General features: G+C 63.2%; 13 protein-coding genes. 5 read left to right on the top strand and 8 right to left on the bottom strand.

Annotation, left to right across the window (positions count from 1 at the left end; translation table 11 throughout):
• The first annotated feature begins 153 nt into the window (after positions 1–153).
• A complete protein-coding gene (locus ACFQ95_RS05665; protein ID WP_422829860.1) occupies positions 154–690 on the top strand; it encodes a winged helix DNA-binding protein in 537 nt (178 codons plus the stop codon).
• A gap of 40 nt (positions 691–730) precedes the next feature.
• Here ACFQ95_RS05665 and ACFQ95_RS05660 read toward each other — a convergent pair whose 3' ends face one another.
• The 5 genes from ACFQ95_RS05660 to ACFQ95_RS05640 all read right to left on the bottom strand — a co-directional run bounded on the left by ACFQ95_RS05660 (position 731) and on the right by ACFQ95_RS05640 (position 7,846).
• Positions 731–2,530 (bottom strand): peptidase M14, encoded by a 1,800-nt coding sequence (locus ACFQ95_RS05660; RefSeq protein WP_422829859.1) that lies wholly within the window; start codon positions 2,528–2,530, stop codon positions 731–733.
• An 11-nt stretch (positions 2,531–2,541) separates the two neighbouring features.
• Positions 2,542–3,420 (bottom strand): ABC transporter permease, encoded by an 879-nt coding sequence (locus ACFQ95_RS05655; RefSeq protein ID WP_422829858.1) that lies wholly within the window; start codon positions 3,418–3,420, stop codon positions 2,542–2,544.
• A 14-nt stretch (positions 3,421–3,434) separates the two neighbouring features.
• Positions 3,435–4,358, bottom strand: coding sequence for an ABC transporter permease (locus ACFQ95_RS05650; RefSeq protein ID WP_422829857.1), 924 nt, complete (start codon positions 4,356–4,358; stop codon positions 3,435–3,437).
• 32 nt (positions 4,359–4,390) lie between these two features.
• Positions 4,391–5,917 (bottom strand): ABC transporter substrate-binding protein, encoded by a 1,527-nt coding sequence (locus ACFQ95_RS05645; RefSeq protein ID WP_422829856.1) that lies wholly within the window; start codon positions 5,915–5,917, stop codon positions 4,391–4,393.
• Between the two features lie 69 nt (positions 5,918–5,986).
• Positions 5,987–7,846 (bottom strand): dipeptide ABC transporter ATP-binding protein, encoded by a 1,860-nt coding sequence (locus ACFQ95_RS05640; protein WP_422829855.1) that lies wholly within the window; start codon positions 7,844–7,846, stop codon positions 5,987–5,989.
• A gap of 347 nt (positions 7,847–8,193) precedes the next feature.
• Between ACFQ95_RS05640 and ACFQ95_RS05635 the strand changes: the two genes are divergently transcribed.
• Complete coding sequence (locus ACFQ95_RS05635; RefSeq protein ID WP_422829854.1) at positions 8,194–11,856, top strand: hydantoinase B/oxoprolinase family protein; 3,663 nt, start codon at positions 8,194–8,196, stop codon at positions 11,854–11,856.
• Between the two features lie 56 nt (positions 11,857–11,912).
• Here the strand turns inward: ACFQ95_RS05635 and ACFQ95_RS05630 are convergent, their stop codons facing one another.
• Together ACFQ95_RS05630 and ACFQ95_RS05625 are read right to left on the bottom strand one after the other, a co-directional pair.
• Positions 11,913–12,938 (bottom strand): methionine synthase, encoded by a 1,026-nt coding sequence (locus tag ACFQ95_RS05630; RefSeq protein ID WP_422829853.1) that lies wholly within the window; start codon positions 12,936–12,938, stop codon positions 11,913–11,915.
• 173 nt (positions 12,939–13,111) lie between these two features.
• Positions 13,112–13,495: a ComEA family DNA-binding protein gene (locus ACFQ95_RS05625; protein WP_422829852.1), complete on the bottom strand. Its 384-nt coding sequence runs from the start codon at positions 13,493–13,495 to the stop codon at positions 13,112–13,114.
• 161 nt (positions 13,496–13,656) lie between these two features.
• Between ACFQ95_RS05625 and ACFQ95_RS05620 the strand changes: the two genes are divergently transcribed.
• Genes ACFQ95_RS05620 through ACFQ95_RS05610 form a run of 3 tightly spaced genes read left to right on the top strand, consistent with a single transcriptional unit; the run spans position 13,657 to position 16,796 of the window.
• The gene (locus ACFQ95_RS05620; RefSeq protein WP_422829851.1) at positions 13,657–14,997 is read left to right on the top strand and encodes a S1 family peptidase; all 1,341 of its coding nucleotides are present in this window, start codon (positions 13,657–13,659) and stop codon (positions 14,995–14,997) included.
• Positions 14,994–16,067 carry a hypothetical protein gene (locus ACFQ95_RS05615; protein WP_422829850.1) on the top strand — a complete coding sequence of 358 codons (1,074 nt, stop codon included), beginning with the start codon at positions 14,994–14,996 and terminating at the stop codon, positions 16,065–16,067. The genes ACFQ95_RS05620 and ACFQ95_RS05615 overlap by 4 nt, the downstream gene beginning before the upstream one ends.
• The gene (locus ACFQ95_RS05610; protein WP_422829849.1) at positions 16,068–16,796 is read left to right on the top strand and encodes a glutamine amidotransferase; all 729 of its coding nucleotides are present in this window, start codon (positions 16,068–16,070) and stop codon (positions 16,794–16,796) included.
• Between the two features lie 7 nt (positions 16,797–16,803).
• On the opposite strand, the gene ACFQ95_RS05605 is transcribed toward ACFQ95_RS05610, so the two are convergent.
• On the bottom strand, positions 16,804–17,490 hold a 687-nt coding region (locus tag ACFQ95_RS05605; protein ID WP_422829848.1), incomplete at its 5' end, for a bestrophin family protein.

The raw sequence follows: 17,490 nt of genomic DNA, 5'->3' as shown, positions 1-17,490 counted from the left end.
ATGGGGCCAGTTTGGGAGAGTCAATGTATCTGGTTTGGTGCAAAACCTGCTAAGGGCTTATCCCAAATGTCGACAAACTATCAACAAATCACCTCCTGCATGTCTACAATAAATCGGCATGCACAACCCGTGCCAGACCTAGGAGATCTCCGAATGGCCGCCAAATCCAACCCCCGTGTCAAAGGTGAAAGCCCACCCATCGTCTCTTCGGCCCACCTAGTGTCCGACCAAAGCGCGGAGATGAGCGAGTTTGAGTTTGGCCTGATCGTCGCCAGCAATGCCTTTCACCGCTGGGTAGTGCATTGCATGGCGGCTGCGGGCTTGAAGGATTTGACGCCGCTGGATGTGGTGGTGCTGCACCACGTGACCCACCGCGCACGCGACAAACGCCTGGCCGACATCTGCTTCATCATGAACGTGGAAGACACCCATTTGGTGAACTACGCACTGAAAAAGTTACTGTCCCTGGGCGTGGTCGCATCGCAGAAAAACGGCAAGGAAGTGACCTACGCCGCCACCGAGAGCGGCCGCGCCTACGTGCAGCGTTACCGCGAGATCCGCGAGTCCTGTTTGATCGACGCGCTGCAGGCCGACGACGCACTGAACCGCGACATAGGGGAGCTGGCGCGGCTGCTGCGCGTGTTGTCTGGCATGTACGACCAGGCGGCGCGGGCGGCCGCCTCTCTTTGATGAAATAAGGCTTTAGCGCATGCTGGGCATGCGCAGCTAGCTATTGTTTTGATGGGTTGACCAGAGGCGGCGCAATGTTTTGCCATGCCTTCGTTGCCGCCAACACGGTGGCCATCTGCACGCTGTGTGCAAAGCGGAAGGCGTCGCCATACACCGTCTCGTCGGGGAACTCGGTGATCAAGGTGACTGGCGCGCCGGGCCGGTTGACCTCGCTGATGGTGTAGGCCGTGCCGTCCAGTACCGGGAACGGCATGGGACCAGCGTGTTCGGCATAGAGCGCCATCTGTTGCGCGTTGAAATCGATCAGACCCGGCACTTCGCGTAGCGCCGCACACACCTGTTCCAGCAGCGCTTGCGCCTGTGCTTGCCAACCCGTGTGGTAGCGCAAGATCAGGAAGAAGCCCTTGGGGATGGTCCACAAATCGAAACCACGCGGAATGTAGCCCGACAAGGGGCGTGTCCATTCGTGTGCGGGGTACCCGTGCAGGTTGAGGTGCAGTTGGGCGCCGGACAGCGTGAGTGCGTGTTCACGCGCCTCGCGTTCAAACAGCGGCGCCGTTTCACGGTATTCGATGTCGTCGCCCAGCGCGCTGTAACGCGCGGCGTGGTGCATGTGTTCGCCGTGCTGTGCACAGAGCTCGCGGTGCATGGCGTAGCCGTCGGGGTTCTCCAGCGCGATCAGGGCGAAGTGGGCGTCAGGCTGTTGCCGCAGCACCTGCGCTGCACGCAGTGTGCCGACGATGCCCGAGGTTTCATTGGCGTGTTGGCCGCCGCTGATCAGCACCGGCGCCTGACTGCCCGTCCGGTACAGGCCAACCACGCTACGCCCCTGGCGCGTACTGGCGTTGAAGGTTTGTCCGCCGAGTTGCGCCATCTCATGCTGGATGCGTGCGGGCGGCGGCGCCGCGCCCAGCGCATCAAGCGCCACACCGTCCGTGGTGTCAACGGGGGCGCAGGCATCTTGCGCGGCGGTGTTGAAGCTGTTCAGCGTGATACAGACACGCGGTGCGCCAAAACGCACATCGGGCACGATCTGGCCCGGCTGCAAACGCCGGTCGCCGGTAGGGCGGCCGGAGTGGTGCTGGAAGATTTCGAGCAGCGAAAAATAGAGGTCTTCGTGCAAGGCCTCCAGGGTGCTGATGGTCTCTGGTGCCCCGGGCATGCCCGGCACGGCACATTCATAACCCGGCAGGTCCAGGCGAATGTCCAGCCGCTCGAAATACGGCTCGGTTTGCGGCCAGGGGTGCTGCTGCACGGTAGACAACACCTGGGCGAACAATTGCTCGACCTCGGTGCGGCACGCCTGATCAAGTGCCGCCACCGTTGCCCCCGCGGCCGGCACGGCGCGCAGCCAACCTGTAGGCGACAGCAGCTCATGGCCCAGCGGGTCGCGCTGCAATTGGTTGGGCGCAAACACCTGGTGTTGTTGGGTGCTGCCGTCTTTCAGGCGCAATGTGACCTGGTAGACCAGCGCTTCGCCACCGGCCACGCCCTGCAAAACACCGGCTGGCAGCAAGGCGGCCAGCGGGTAGGCTTCTAGCCAGAAGCGCTGTGCCGTGGCGGCGCTGTGCACCGGGTAACACACCTGGGCTGAGGCGATTTGGCCCAGGTCCACTTCTTCCAGGAAGAAATGCAGCAAGGGTTTGTAGGCGCTGCGCAGCCTGGCCTTTACACCGGCGGCGGCCAGCGTTTCTTCTGCTGCGCGGCGCGCCTCGGCGCCTTCAAACAACCAGGCTTCGAGCTGCGCGCCGTGCCAGGCCGGCTGGCTGAATTGGGCCACCCAGGCATCGAGTGTGCGGGGCAGGGATTGGTCGAGCAAGACGTTGGAGCTGGAAGTCATGGCCGGGGTCTTCATAGTTTTCCGGTGGGGTCGAGGCGGTCGCGCAGCCAGTCGCCGAGCAGGTTCAGGCCCAGCACCGTGAGCATGATGGCCACGCCGGGGAACACACTCACCCACCAGGCGTTTTGCATATAGGTGCGGCCATCGGCCAGCATGCCGCCCCAGCTGGGGATCAGCGGGTCCACGCCCAGGCCGAGGAAGGTCAGGCTGGATTCGAGCAGGATGTTGTTGGCCACGTTGAGTGTCATCAGGATGATGACCGGCCCGATCACGTTGGGCAGGATGTGGTGGCGCACCATCGCCAGATCGCGCACGCCGAACGAGCGCGCCGCCTGCACAAACTCGCGCTCGCGCACCGACAGCACCATGCCGCGCACCAGGCGTGCAAACTGCACCCACTGCGAGATGATCATGAAGATGATGATGTTGCCCAGGCCGCCACCGAGGATGGTGATGAAGGTCAGCGCGATCAGGATGAAGGGCAGGGCCAGTTGTATGTCCACACAACGCATCAGCAGCATGTCCCAGAAGCCACGGTAGTAACCGGCGATCAGGCCTATGGTGATGCCCAAGGTGGCCGCGCCTAGGGTGGACAGGAAACCCACCATCAGCGAGATGCGGCCACCCACCAGCACGCGTGCCAGCACGTCGCGCCCCAGCGGGTCGGCGCCTAGCGGGTGTGCCCAAGACGTGAACGGCGCGGTGAGGCGGGCGCCCAGGTCCATGGCCGCACCGCGGTCGGGGAAGATCCACACCGAGAACAGCACCAGCAGCAACATGCTGCCGGTCAGGCCGGCGCCGAGCACAAATTCGAGTGAGCGCCAGGGGCTGCCGTGGCGGCTTGGTTTGGCAGTCGAGGGCGTGGAGGTCACTTGGGTAGCTGAGGACATGGGGCAATCTGGTTTTATTTGCTGCGGATACGCGGATCGACCAGGCCGTAGGCAATGTCAACCAGCAGGTTGGCGCAGACGATCAGCACCGACAGCAGTGTGACGGTGGCTTGCAGCACGGGGTAGTCGCGGCCGGAGATGGCGTCGAACGCCAGCGTGCCCAGTCCCGGCCAGTTGAAGACTTTCTCCACCACCACAATGCCGCCAATCAGGTTGCCAAACTGCAGGCCTATGTAGGTGATGAGCGGAATGGCGCAATTGCGCAGCGCGTGTTTGTAGAGCACCACACGCTCCTTCAAACCCTTGCTGCGCGCCACCATGATGTATTGCGCGGACAGGGTTTCCAGCATGGCGGTGCGCACCAGGCGTACATTGGTGGCCGACAGGATCACACCCATGGTCAGCGCCGGCATCACCAGGCTGGCCGGGCCGTCCCAACCCGAAGGCGGCAGCAGCGGGAAGGTGATGGACAACAGCAGCACCAGCATGATGGCGAGCCAGAAGTTGGGGAAAGACAGGCCCACCAGCGAGGTGATACGGATGAACTGGTCCACCCCTTTGCCCTTGTGCACCGCCGCCTGAATGCCCAGCGGAATCGACACCAGTACCGACAGCAGCAGCGACACCAGCGCCAGCGCCAGTGTGGCCGGCGCGGCGTCGAGCAGCAGGCGCGACACCGGCGTGCCGCCCATGAAGCTGTTGCCGAAGTCGCCGCGCACCGCGCCCCACAGGAAGTCGCCGTACTGCACCAGGAAAGGCCGGTCCAGCCCCAGGCCGGTGCGGATATTGGCCAGGTCTTCTTCGGTCACGCTGCCCGCGCCCTGGCTGAGCATGAGTGCGGGGTCACCGGACAAACGCACGGCATAAGACACGAACAAGGTGACGGCCAGCACGACGAAGATCGCCTGCAGCAGCCGTTTCAACAAAAAAGAACTCATGGCGTGGGGCTGGTGGTTTGGCTAGCGAAGGCTTACTCGACTGTCGCTTCAGTGAAGCGGAAGCGGCCATCGGCGGGCAGGGCCAGGTTCTTGGCGCGCTTGTTCAGGCCGTAGACGGTGTTCAGGCTGTACAGCGGCATTTCCAGTGCCTGGTCGGCGACATAACGGCCGATCTCCTGCAGCGTGACCTTGCGTGCGGCCTGGTCCCAGGAGTTGCGCTGGGTGTGCAGCAGGGCGTTGAGCTTGGCGTCGTCGTCAAACGGGTTCCAGCGCTGCTTGGTGTAGTACATCGCGTAGGCGGTGTTGTCGTAGTCGAAGGTCCAGCCGCCCCATTGGTTTTGCCACATCTCGCCGGTCTTGCCGCTAGGGATGATGTCGTTCAGCAGCACATTGGTTTCATATGGCTTGAGCGACACCGTGATGCCCACCGCACCCAGGTAACCGGCGACGGCTTGCGAGACTTCGCGGAAGTTGCTGTCCGGGCCACGGAAGTCGAGCTGGATTTGTGTGCCCGGCTTCACACCGGCTTTTTGCAGCATGGCTTTGGCTTGGGTGGGGTTGAAGGGCAGGGGCTTGAGCGCGGGATCGTAGCCAAACGACAACTCACCCTGGAAACTGGCGATGGGCTTGGCGTGGCCCAGCAGAATCGACTTGATGATGGTGTCGCGGTCCACGGCCATGGTCAGGGCCTTGCGCACTTCGCGGTCCTTCATGATGCCGCGCTGGGTGTTGTAGCGCAGCGCCAGCGACACCGGGCCGTCCATGCTCACCACCGACAGCTTGCTGTCTTTCTTCAGTGTGTCGATCATGGCCAGCGGGATCTGGTTGGCTACGTCCACACGGCCAGCCTGCAGCTCGGCGGCCTGGGTCGCGGGCTCGGTGATGAAGCGGTAGACCAGGTTGTCGACCTTGGGCGCGCCGCCCCAGTAATCGGCATTGCGTTCAAAGCTCAGGCTGACCTTGGGCTTGTATTCACTGAACTTGAACGGGCCGGTACCCACGGGGTTCATGCCGAAGTATTGGCTGCCCTTTTCCTTGATGTATTTGGGCGGCACCATCATGGCGCCATAGCCGCTGAGCTTGGTCAGCAGCACCGGGTCGGGGCTCTTCAGGATCAGGTCCACGGTGTTGGCATTGACCACCACCACTTTTTCAATCGCGTTGTAGTTCGATTGCTGTGGGCCCTTCTTGCCTTCTTCACCCAGCAGGCGGTCGAAGGTGAACTTCACGGCTTCGGCATCGAAGGGTTCGCCGTTGTGGAACTTCACACCCTGGCGCAGCGTGAAACGCAGTTTGGTGTTTTTGTCGAGAAACTCCCACTTGGTGGCCAGGCCGGGCACGATCTTCATGTCCGGCGTGCGTATCACCAGGCCGTCAAACACCTGGCTGCCGACTGCGCCCCAGGCCACCAGAAAGGTGGCGATCGGGTCCCAGTTGCCCGGATCCTGGTGCAGCGCCACGGTGAGGGTGCCGGCGGCGTGGGCCGAAGGCGCGCCAAGACTGGCTGCCAGACTGGTGAGGACCAGGCTGGACGTGGCAATGAGTTTCTTCAGCTTCATGGAGTGCTCCTGGGGTGGGGATGTCAAACTTGGGAAAGAAATCGGGGAACGGGAGAACGGAGAACAGGTTTATGCAGCCTCGACCAACGCCACCTGATGGCCCGGTGCCACTTCGCGCAAGCTGTGCACACGTGGCTCCTGGCCTACGCGGCGCACCGCGCTGGGAATCTCGCCTTCGATCAGGCGCGCATCGATCAAGCGGCCGGGTTCGGCCACCGGCACGGCCGCCAGCAGCTTGCGGGTGTAGGGGTGTTGCGGGTTTTCAAAAATGCTTTGGCGCGGGCCGATTTCGACGATCTGGCCTAGGTACATGATGGCCACGCGGTGGCTGATCTTCTCGACCACGGCCATGTCGTGGGTGATGAACAGGTACGACAGCTTGCGCTCGGCCTGCAGCGCCATCAGCAGGTCGATGATTTGCGCCTGGATGGACACGTCGAGTGCCGAGACCGATTCGTCGGCAATCACCAGCTTGGGGTTGCAGGCCAGGGCGCGCGCAATACACACACGTTGGCGCTGGCCGCCGGAGAACTCGTGCGGGTAACGGTCAGCATGTTCGGGGCGCAGGCCCACACATTCCAGCAGCTCTTGTACCCGCTGGCGAATGGCGCGTGGCTCGCTCAGCAGGCGGTGCGTCAAGATGGGCTCGGCAATGCTGAACGACACCGGCTTGCGTGGGTCTAGCGAGGCGTAGGGGTCTTGAAAGATGTACTGCACGTCCTGGCGCAGGCGGCGCTGCGCGGCGGCGTCCATGGTGCTGATGTCGTGGCCGTTGAGGTGCACGCTGCCGCCGTTGCCCTTCACCAATTGCATCAGCGTTTTGCCTATGGTCGATTTGCCGCTGCCCGATTCGCCGACCAGCGCCAGGGTCTCGCCGGGGTAGATGTCGAAGCTCACCGATTCAACAGCATGCACACGGTGGGTGACGCGGCCAAAAAAGCTGTGGCCGACGTCGAAGCGGGTAGTGAGTTTGTCTACCGTCAGCAGCGGCGCGCCGGGTGTCACCGTGTCTTGCACTTGCTCCACACCCACCTCTTTGGGTTGGCCGTCTTCCAGTACCACCAGCGGTGTGCGTTTGGGCAGCGGCTGGCCGCGCAGGCTGCCGAGCTTGGGCACGGCCGAGAGCAGGGCGCGGGTGTAGGGGTGTTGCGGCGCGTTGAAGATCTGCTCCACCGGGCCTTGCTCTACCAGTTGGCCGCGCCACATCACGGCCACGTCGTCGGCCATTTGCGCCACCACACCCATGTCGTGGGTGATGAACAACACGGCGGTGTTCAGGTCGCGCTGTAACTCGCGGATGATGTTCAGGATTTGCGCCTGGATGGTCACGTCGAGTGCGGTGGTCGGCTCGTCGGCAATCAGCAGCGCGGGTTGGCAGGCCAGCGCCATGGCAATCATGGCGCGCTGGCGCATGCCGCCCGATAAGGAATGCGGGTAGGCATCAAGCAGGCGTGTGGCATCGGGCAGGCGTACCTTTTCCAGCAGCTTCAACGCCTGGGCGCGTGCGGCGTTGGGGCTCAGGCCCTGGTGCAGCATCAGCGGTTCGGCAATCTGGTTGCCAATGGTGAACACCGGGTTGAGCGAGGTCATCGGCTCCTGGAAGATCATCGCGATCTCGTTGCCGCGCACCGTGCGCATGGTGTCGTCGTCGGCTTGCACCAGGTCGATGCGGCCACGGCTGGGCGACTGGAACGCGATCTCGCCGCTGGCCACGCGGCCATTGGCGTAGTCGGTCAGGCGCATGATGGCCTGCGAGGTGACCGACTTGCCCGAGCCCGATTCACCCACCACGGCCAGCGTGCGGCCGGCGTGAACATCAAAGCTCAGGTTGTTGACCGCGCGAAATGTGCCGCCGGGCACCGCGAACTCCACGCTCAGGGACCGCACAGACAAAAGTGGAGAGGTGCTGGGCGTGGCGTTTGGGGTCATGGAGCGAACGATAGCAAGTGCCGGTTGGCGAACGAGGCGAAATTGCGGCCGAGATCGGCTGCCCCATTGGGCCGCACCGTGGCTCGGCAGTGGGCCTTTGCGGCGACCTTTGTCGCGTGGCATCAGCCCCCAAGGACGATTCGGTAATTTATTTATGTAAACAAATTGTCGACGAATTGTAGTTTACTTATCTACAATCGCGGCACGTTTATTGCGCAGCAAAAAAGGGTTTTCCCGGTGTTGCAGCAAATTGCGGCTCGCACCGATGCCGCCTGCAAGAATGGTTCCAACCTGGTCCATTTCAGCGGATACGACCCCATTCAATCGGCCCAACAAGGAGGGTGACCATGGCAAAGAAACTTTGGCAATTCTGGATCGACCGCGGCGGCACATTCACCGATATCGTGGGGCGCCGCCCCGACGGCTCGCAGGTCACACACAAGCTGTTGTCTGAAAACCCCGAGCAATACCGCGACGCCGCCGTGGCCGGTATCCGCCATCTGCTGGGGCTGGCCGCCGATGCGCCCATCACCCCCGACCTGGTGGAGTGTGTGAAGATGGGCACGACCGTGGCCACCAATGCACTGCTGGAACGCAAGGGCGAACCCACGCTGCTGGTGACCACCAAGGGTTTCCGCGACGGCCTGCGCATCGCCTACCAAAACCGGCCGCGCCTGTTTGACCGCCACATCGTCTTGCCTGAGCTGCTCTACAGCCGCGTGATCGAAGCCGAAGAGCGTGTCGGTGCGCAAGGCGAAGTGGTGGCGGCGCTGGACGAAGCACACCTGCGCGAACATCTGTGGGCTGCGTATGACGCCGGCCTGCGCAGCGTGGCGATTGTGTTCATGCATGGCTACCGCTTCACCGAACACGAACGCGCCGCCGCGCGTGTGGCGCGCGAAGTGGGCTTTACCCAGGTCAGCACCTCGCATGAAACCAGCCCTATGATGAAGTTCGTCAGCCGTGGCGACACCACGGTGGTCGACGCTTATCTGTCGCCCATCCTGCGCCGTTATGTGGACCAGGTGGCTTCGCAAATGCCGGGCGTGAAGGTGTTCTTCATGCAGTCCAGCGGCGGGTTGACCGATGCCCACGCCTTCCAGGGCAAGGACGCGATCTTGAGCGGCCCGGCCGGTGGCATTGTGGGCATGGCGCGCACAGCGGGTCTGGCCGGGTTTGACGACGTGATCGGCTTCGACATGGGCGGCACGTCTACCGACGTGAGCCACTTCCGTGGCGGCCTCAAGGGTGAGTTCGAGCGCGAGTTTGAAACCCAGGTGGCCGGTGTGCGCATGCGCGCGCCTATGATGAGCATTCATACGGTGGCGGCCGGTGGTGGCTCCATACTGGCGTTTGACGGCGCGCGTTTCCGCGTCGGCCCTGAGAGCGCGGGCGCCAACCCCGGCCCGGCCAGCTACCGCCGCGGCGGCCCCTTGGCCGTGACCGATGCCAACGTGATGGTCGGCAAGGTGCAGCCCGCCTACTTCCCCAAGGTGTTTGGTACGCAAGCCAACGAGGCGCTCGACGCCGATGTGGTGCGTGGCAAGTTTGCCGAGCTGGCCGAGCGTGCCGGCCGCAAGCCCGAAGAAGTGGCCGAAGGTTTTATTGAAATTGCGGTGCAGCAGATGGCCAATGCCATCAAGAAAATCTCGGTGGCGCGCGGCTACGACGTCACGCGCTACACCCTGCAGTGTTTTGGTGGCGCGGGTGGCCAGCACGCCTGCCTGGTGGCCGACGCCCTGGGCATGACACGGGTATTTGTGCACCCCTTGGCCGGTGTGCTCAGCGCCTACGGCATGGGCCTGGCCGACCAGAACGTGATCCGCGAACAAGCGGTGGAGTTGAAGCTCACGCCTGACGCCTTGCCGCAAGTGGTGGCGCGTCTGGATGCGCTGGCCGATACCGCCAAGGGTGAACTGCTGCGCCAGGAAATCAATTCCGGCGACATCACGCTGCACCGCCGTGTACACGTGCGTTACGACGGCAGCGACTCGGCGCTGGTTGTGCCTTTTGCAGATGATGCAGACGTTGCGAAAACTTTGGCGAATATCACCGCCGGTTTTGAAGCCGCCTACCGCCAACGTTTTGCCTACCTCATGCATGGCAAGGGCCTGGTGGTGGAAGCGGTGTCGGTCGAAGCAGTTGTTGCCGGTGATGCATCGGCAGAAGCGACACACGCCTTGCATCCCGAACGCGAAGTGCCGCGCCGTGACACGGTGCGCATGTACTCCGGCGGCGCCTGGCATGACGCCGCCTTGGTGGTGCGTGAAGACCTGCGCCCTGGCGACAGAATTGTTGGCCCGGCCATCGTCGCCGAGAAGAATGCCACGACCATTGTGGAGCCCGAATGGCAAGCCAAGCTCACCGAGCTGGACCACCTGGTGCTGGAGCGCCGTGTGCCGCGCAAGGTGACCTACGCATTGGGCACCACGGCCGACCCGGTGCTGCTGGAAGTGTTCAACAACCTGTTCATGAACATTGCCGAGCAGATGGGCCTGCAACTGCAGAACACTGCTTATTCGGTAAACATCAAGGAACGCCTGGACTTCAGCTGCGCCTTGTTCGACGCCGAGGGCAACCTCATCGCCAACGCACCACACATGCCGGTGCATTTAGGTTCTATGGGCGAGAGCATCAAGACGGTGATCCGCGACAACGCGGGCACCATGCGCCCCGGCGACGTGTTTGCGCTCAACGACCCGTACCACGGCGGCACCCACTTGCCCGACGTGACGGTGATCACGCCGGTTTACCTGGGTACGGTGCCCGGTGAAGAACCGATGTTCTACGTCGGCGCGCGGGGTCACCAGGCCGACATTGGCGGCATCACGCCCGGCTCCATGCCACCGTTCTCCACACGCATTGAAGAAGAGGGTGTGCAGATCAACAACTTCAAGCTGGTGGCCGAGGGTGTGTTGCGCGAGGCAGAAATCATTGCCCTGCTGGAAAGCGGCGAGTACCCCAGCCGCAACCCGCAACAAAACCTGGCCGACCTGAAGGCGCAGATCGCCGCCAACGAAAAGGGCGTGCAAGAGCTGCGCAAGATGGTCGATCAGTTTGGCCTGGACGTGGTGCGTGCCTACATGAACCACGTGCAGGACAACGCCGAAGAGTCGGTGCGCCGCGCCATCACTTTGTTGAAAGACGGCAACTTCACGCTGCCGCTGGACAACGGTGCGCAGATCCAGGTGGCGATCCGTGTTGATGCGGCCAACCGCAGCGCCGAGATCGATTTCACCGGCACCTCAGCGCAGCAAACCAACAACTTCAACGCGCCCACGGCCGTGTGTATGGCGGCGGTGTTGTATGTGTTCCGCACACTGGTGAACGACAACATTCCGCTCAATGCGGGTTGCCTGAAGCCTTTGCGTGTGATCATTCCCGAAGGCTCCATGCTCAACCCTGCGCCGCCGGCCTCGGTGGTGGCGGGCAACGTGGAGACCTCGACCTGCATCACCAACGCGCTGCTCGGCGCCCTGGGTGTGATGGCGGCGAGCCAGTGCACGGTGAACAACTTCACCTTTGGCAGCGCCAAGTACCAGTACTACGAAACCATTTCGGGTGGCAGCGGTGCGGGCCCGGTGTTCGACGCCCAAGGCCAGGTGGTGGGCGGCTTCAATGGCACGAGTGTGGTGCAAACCCACATGACCAACTCACGCATGACCGACCCCGAAGTGCTGGAGTTCCGCTACCCCGTGCGCCTGGAGAGCTACGCCATACGCAAGGATTCGGGCGGCAAGGGTGAATGGACCGGCGGCCACGGCGGAATCCGCCGCGTGCGCTTCCTGGAGCCTATGACGGCCAGCATCTTGTCCAACGCACGGCTGCGTGGCGCGTTTGGCCTGGCCGGCGGTGAGGCCGGAGCCGTGGGTATCAACCGCGTGGTGCGCGTCGATGGCCGTGTGGAAGAGCTGGCACACATCGGCCAGGCAGAAATGCAGCCGGGCGACATCTTCGAGATCCACACGCCGGGTGGTGGTGGTTATGGACCCGCGGCTAAACGCGGGTAAGTGCCGCTAAGTTCGACTCAAAGCGAGGATGGCCAGGCGTGGCGACCGGATGGGCGTCACGCCGTGGCCAAACGCTCCTTGGCTAACTTCGTGCCTGCGGCCAGCGCTTCCAGCTTGCGCCAGGCCACATCGCGCGACATCGGTGCCAGGCCACAATTTGTGCACGGGAACAGCCGTTCCTTGGGGACAAACTGCAGCGCCCGGCCTATGGTGTCGGCCACTTCCTCGGAGGTCTCGACCACGTCGCTGGCCACATCGATCACACCGACCATCACGTCCTTGCCGGCCAGTAGTTTCATCAGGTCGGGTGGCACATGGGAGTGGATGCATTCCAGGCTCACCTGGTCGATGCGGCTCTTGGCCAGCGCCGGGAATACCGTTTCGTATTGGCGCCATTCGTCGCCCAGGGTGCTCTTCCAGTCGGTATTGGCCTTGATGCCGTAGCCGTAGCAGATGTGTACCGCCGTTGTACAGCTCAGGCCCTGCGCCGCGCGCTCCAGCGCTTGCACGCCCCAGTCGGCGGCATCTTTCATGTAGACATTAAAGGCGGGCTCGTCGAACTGGATGATGTCTACCCCGTCGGCCTGCAGCGCCAGCGCCTCCTGATTCAGCAACTCGGCGAAGGCGAAGGCCATCTTGACCTTGTCGCCGTAGAAGCGGTCGGCCACGGTGTCGACTATGGTCATGGGGCCGGGCAGGGTGAACTTCAGTTTTTTCTTGGTGTGGGCGCGCGCCAGTTGTGCCTCGAAGGCATGTACGCGGCCCTTCAGGCGCAGGGCCGAGACCACCTGCGGCACCATGGCGTCGTAGCGGTTGTCGCGTATGCCCATCTTCACCTTGTGCTCGAAGTCTATGCCCTCCACCTGCTCGAGGAAGCCGTGCACGAAATGCTGGCGCGATTGCTCGCCGTCGCACACGATGTCCAGGCCTGCGTCTTCCTGGGCCTTGATCCACAGCAGGGTCGCATCGGCCTTGGCCTGGAGAAGCGCATCGCCTTCAGCCCGCCACTGCGGCCAGAGCTTGTTGGTTTCAGCCAGCCAGGCGGGCTTGGGCAGGCTGCCGGCGATGGAGGTTTCAAACATCAGAAAATTCCTTTAAAGAGAAGATGGAAGTGGTGAGCATGCATGGGGATCGCTTTGCCGGATATGCCTGAAATGCCCGGTAGGCGAAGCGATGCGGCGGTGTTAATGCAACGTTGAAAAATCTTCCTCGGCGTGCACGCGGCAGACACCGCCATCGACTACGTGTGCGCGCATCACTTCTTGTCGGCTGCCGCACTGCGCGTGCTTTTGCTCGCCTTGGTGTCCTTTGGGTCGGTCTTCTGCATTTCGCCCTTGGCGCTGTCCTGGGGTGGCTTGCTGCCCTTGAATGCCGCACCGTTGACCGTTAGCCCTTCGCTGGAGAACTTGGCGGCGCTGCTGGGGCCTACGCCTTTGACGCGGCTGATGAAATCGTCCCAGTCCTTGAATTCGCCCTTTTTACGCTCGTCCAGAATGCGGCCGGAGACGGCCGGGCCTATGCCCTTGAGGCCGTCGAGTTCGGCCACGCTGGCTTTGTTGACATCGACCGCTGCGAAGCAGGCGCTGGCGTACAGCATGGTGGCGAGTGCCAGGGTTTTGCCTAGAGTATTTTTCAACATGAGGGCTCCAGAGGTGGGTTGCCGAGCGGCAGCATGCCGGGCAGCGCGGGGCCCACAGTGCGTGTTGCTTTGATGTTGAGTCCCGGGCTGTCACCATAAATAGCTTCACGCCAAAGCTGCATGATGCTTTTCACGCCACGGTGGACTCCTAGAATCAAACCATGAAACTCGTGAAATACCTCCTGTGGCGGCTGGGTCTTGTGGTGGCCGTGTTGCTGCCTTGCGCAGCGCCTGCCCAAACCTCCGAGCCACAGGCCTTGCAGGCCCCGGGGGGCGAGCCGGTGTCGCGGGATGCACAGCGCGCGTACGAGAACGCGCGTGAAAAACTGGTGCAGATCCGCACCTTGGTGCGCAACACCAACGCGCAGTCCAGTGTGGGTTCGGGTTTTTTTGTATCGGCCAGCGGGCTGATCATCACCAACTTTCACGTTGCCAGCCAATTGGCGCTGGAGCCCGAGCGTTACCGTGGTGTGTATGTGCCGGTGGACGGCAAGCAGGGCGATGTGGAGCTGCTGGCCTTTGACGTGTTGCACGACCTGGCCTTGCTGCGAGTAAAGACCCCGGCCGCCGACAAACTGCCCGCGCTGGCGTTTCGCAGCCCGCAGCGCGTATTGGCGCGTGGTGAGCGCCTGTATTCGCTGGGCAACCCGCTGGACATCGGCTTTGCGGTGACCGAGGGCACCTACAACGGCATGGTGCAGCGCAGCTTCTACCCGCGCATCTTCTTCGGCGGCGCCATCAATCCCGGCATGAGTGGCGGGCCGGTGCTGGACGAGGCCGGTCAGGTGATCGGCGTCAATGTGTCCAAGCGGCTGGACGGCGAGTTGCTCAGCTTTCTGGTGCCAGCGGAGTTTGCGCAGGCGTTGACGCTGCGCGGGGCTGAGGCCAAGGCCATCACGGCCAGCGCCCAGGGCGAGGTGACGCGCCAGTTGCTGCTGCACCAGCAGACCTTGACACAACGTTTTCTCGACACGCCGTTCAAGGTGCAGAGCTTTCAAGGCTATCAAGTGCCGGTGCCGGACGACGGTCTGGCGCGCTGCTGGGGTCGGGCGCGTGATGCCGACATGAAGTCTTATGCGCTGGAGTCGACCAACTGCCAGTTGGACAGCCAATTGTTTGCCGGCAAGCTGACCACGGGCTTTATCCGCATGCGCCATGTTGCCTACGACGCGCCCAAGTTGGGCGCCATGCGTTTTGCCAGCCTGTATGGCAAGCACTTTCAAAGTGAGCAATTTGTCAGCCGCTCGAATGCGCAGGGCACGCCATCCGAATGTACGGAGCGTGATGTAGACCGTGGCGGCATGGCAATGCGTGCCGTGATGTGTGTGCGTGCTTACCGGCAATTGCGCGGTTTGTACGACATGTCGGTGGTGGTCACATCGCTCAACCGGCCCACGCAGGGGGTGCGCGGTCGGCTGGATGCCTATGGTGTGGATTTCGACAACGCCTTGAAGCTGGCCGAGCGTTATGTGCAAGCTTTCCAGTGGGAAGCTGCACCATGAGCGCCAACGACGGAATGTATTTGGCCGGCGCCGTGCCCGCCAACGCTGTGCTGGCCATGCTGGACGTGTACGACCGCAGCGGCGCTCTGCTGCAGAGCCAGCCTGTGCGGCATTGGCCGGTGACGGTGGGCCGGGCGCTGACGGCCGATCTGGTGTTGAGTGATGTGCACGTCGCCGCTGAGCACTTGCGCATAGACACACCGGCAGCACCGGGTGATGCGGCCGGTGCTGGCGACGAGGCGCCGCTGGTCGTGTATGTGCTGGAGACCCTCAACGGTGTGCGGCACGGCCATCAGCAGCATGCGCGTGGCAGCCGCTTCGCCTGGTCCGGCGCGGACGACCTGGTGCTGGGCCGGCTGCGGCTGCGCTTGCGTTTGGCCGATGCGGCGCTCGCCCCCGAGCAGTTGCTGGCACGTTTTCGCTGGCGCAGTCTGGCGCTCACGGCCATGCTGTTGCTGGCCTACATGGCGCAAGCTGTGTGGGGCACCTGGCTGGACAATGCCGAACTCAGCCGGTTTGGCGTGAGTGCCGCGAAGATGCTGGCTGTTTTGCTGGGCTTTGCCTTGGTCTGGGCGGGTGCCGCCGCCTTGGTGAGCAAGCTGTTCGCCGGGCATGCCCATTTCTGGCGCCATGTACGCATCGTGCTCGGGGTGTCCGTGGCATCGACCTTGCTCTCGGGCTTGATGTCGGCCGCGGCATTTGCGTTCTCTTGGGTGCTGCTGGCGCGCCTGGCACCGTTGGTGGATTGGTGGGCGCTGGCATTGGGCTTGCTTTTGCAATGGTGGGTGATCGTACCGCCACGGCGCCAATGGCTGCAGCGCAGCGTGATAGTCGGTTTGCTGCTGGTCGGTGCCGCCGTGACGGCGTGGTTCATAGGCAAAGACAACCAGGGCGAACCGTACCTCGCCAGGTTGTACCCGCCCGGCTGGCGCGTGGTCGCGCCAGTGCCGGTGCCGCAGTGGCTGGCCGAATCGCAGTTGCTAAGGGAGCGCCTGGACAAACGGCTGCAGAGCAGCGAAGAAGACGAAGGCACCGACCCTGCCGATGCTGAAGAAGACGAGGAAGAATAAATGTTGAATACGCAGTCCACCATGCTGATCGTGCAGATGACGCGCCCTCCGGAGGACATTCGCCAGGGCTTTGGTGATCAACCGGCCTGGTTTCGCCCCATACTGGATGCGCTCGGCGTGCGCAGCGAAGTGGTGTGCCCATCGGATGGTGAAGCCCTGCCCGATGTGCAGCAGTTCGCTGGCGCCATCATCACCGGTTCGTGGTCCATGGTGACGGACAAGGAAGATTGGAGCGAGCGCACGGCGGCCTGGATTCGCCAGCGGGTGGCGGCGCAGCGGCCCTTGCTCGGTGTGTGTTACGGCCACCAGCTGATGGCGCATGCGCTGGGCGGTACGGTGGACTACCACCCGCGCGGCAGCGAGGTCGGGCGTTTGCCCATCACCCTTGCGCCAGCCGCCAAGGAGGATGCGTTCTTTGGCCATCTGCCGGCCAGCTTCGAAGCGTTTCTAAGCCATGACCAAAGTGTGCTGGTGCCGCCGCCCGGCGCCACGGTGTTGGGGCGCTCCGCCCACGATGCGCACCAGATTCTGCGTTATGGCCCCAAGGCCATGTCGCTGCAGTTCCACCCCGAGTTCACCGCCCCCTTGATGGCCGCGTGTATCCAGCGCCGGGCCGACGTGCATGCCGCACACGGGCGCGATGTGCCAGCGATGCTGGCCGCATTGGGGCCCACGCCGCATGCCCAGGGTTTGCTGCGGTCGTTTGCGGCGCTGGCCGGGGTTTTGTGATCGCGATTTACAGCAGGCAGTAGTCCACCGGCTGCAGCGGCGCTGGCAAGCCGGTTTCGCCTAGCGATTCGCGCAGGTTGATTTCAACCGTGCGGCAGATCGCATCGAGCGGCAAATCATTGGGTGACAAGCCAAACGGTTCTTCGATCTCGTCGCCCAAGGCATCCAGCCCGAAGAAGGTATAGGCCACGATGCCGACGACAAACGGCGTCATGAAGCCTATGGTGTCGACCAAACCAAACGGCAGCAGAAAACAATACATATAGGCCGTGCGGTGCAGCAGCAGCGTATATGAGAACGGCAGCGGCGAATGTTTGATGCGCTCACACGAGGCCGCAGCCGCCACCATGGCGCTGAGTGTGTTGTCGATGTTGGCGGCCAGCGGGCCGTCGATCTGCCGGGCTCGTAAACACTGCTGCAGGTCGCCGCCCATGTGGCGCATCAGCGCCTCGGTCTTGCTGTGTTTGCCACTCAGGCCTTGCCACTCAGCGGGCTGCAACAGGGCCGGCAACTCACCCCGGTCTGGCACGTCGCGCAGTTGCTGGCGCAGGGCATGGCAGAACGCCATGGCGCGGTAGACCATGCGCACCCGCACATCGGTCAATCCGGCATCGGGCTGAACCGGTGTCGGTAGCGCAATCAGGCTCTGGCATTGGCGCGACAGGTTGCGGCAACGCAGCAGCAACTCGCCCCA

Origin of the sequence: Variovorax sp. HJSM1_2 (assembly GCF_049316285.1) — a bacterium.
Lineage (GTDB): Bacteria > Pseudomonadota > Gammaproteobacteria > Burkholderiales > Burkholderiaceae_C > Rhodoferax_B.
The sequence above is the reverse complement of the archived record's forward strand: the minus strand, read 5'-3'. Positions and strand labels throughout refer to the sequence as shown.

What these genes read in the sequence shown, in the direction of transcription:
- ACFQ95_RS05645 (WP_422829856.1), bottom strand. Translation starts at nt 5,917, where the DNA reads ATGAAGCTGAAGAAACTCATTGCCACGTCCAGCCTGGTCCTCACCAGT.
- ACFQ95_RS05655 (WP_422829858.1), bottom strand. Translation starts at nt 3,420, where the DNA reads ATGTCCTCAGCTACCCAAGTGACCTCCACGCCCTCGACTGCCAAACCA.
- ACFQ95_RS05630 (WP_422829853.1), bottom strand. Translation starts at nt 12,938, where the DNA reads ATGTTTGAAACCTCCATCGCCGGCAGCCTGCCCAAGCCCGCCTGGCTG.
- ACFQ95_RS05625 (WP_422829852.1), bottom strand. Translation starts at nt 13,495, where the DNA reads ATGTTGAAAAATACTCTAGGCAAAACCCTGGCACTCGCCACCATGCTG.
- ACFQ95_RS05640 (WP_422829855.1), bottom strand. Translation starts at nt 7,846, where the DNA reads ATGACCCCAAACGCCACGCCCAGCACCTCTCCACTTTTGTCTGTGCGG.
- ACFQ95_RS05650 (WP_422829857.1), bottom strand. Translation starts at nt 4,358, where the DNA reads ATGAGTTCTTTTTTGTTGAAACGGCTGCTGCAGGCGATCTTCGTCGTG.
- ACFQ95_RS05660 (WP_422829859.1), bottom strand. Translation starts at nt 2,530, where the DNA reads ATGACTTCCAGCTCCAACGTCTTGCTCGACCAATCCCTGCCCCGCACA.
- ACFQ95_RS05665 (WP_422829860.1), top strand. Translation starts at nt 154, where the DNA reads ATGGCCGCCAAATCCAACCCCCGTGTCAAAGGTGAAAGCCCACCCATC.
- ACFQ95_RS05635 (WP_422829854.1), top strand. Translation starts at nt 8,194, where the DNA reads ATGGCAAAGAAACTTTGGCAATTCTGGATCGACCGCGGCGGCACATTC.
- ACFQ95_RS05610 (WP_422829849.1), top strand. Translation starts at nt 16,068, where the DNA reads ATGTTGAATACGCAGTCCACCATGCTGATCGTGCAGATGACGCGCCCT.
- ACFQ95_RS05615 (WP_422829850.1), top strand. Translation starts at nt 14,994, where the DNA reads ATGAGCGCCAACGACGGAATGTATTTGGCCGGCGCCGTGCCCGCCAAC.
- ACFQ95_RS05620 (WP_422829851.1), top strand. Translation starts at nt 13,657, where the DNA reads ATGAAACTCGTGAAATACCTCCTGTGGCGGCTGGGTCTTGTGGTGGCC.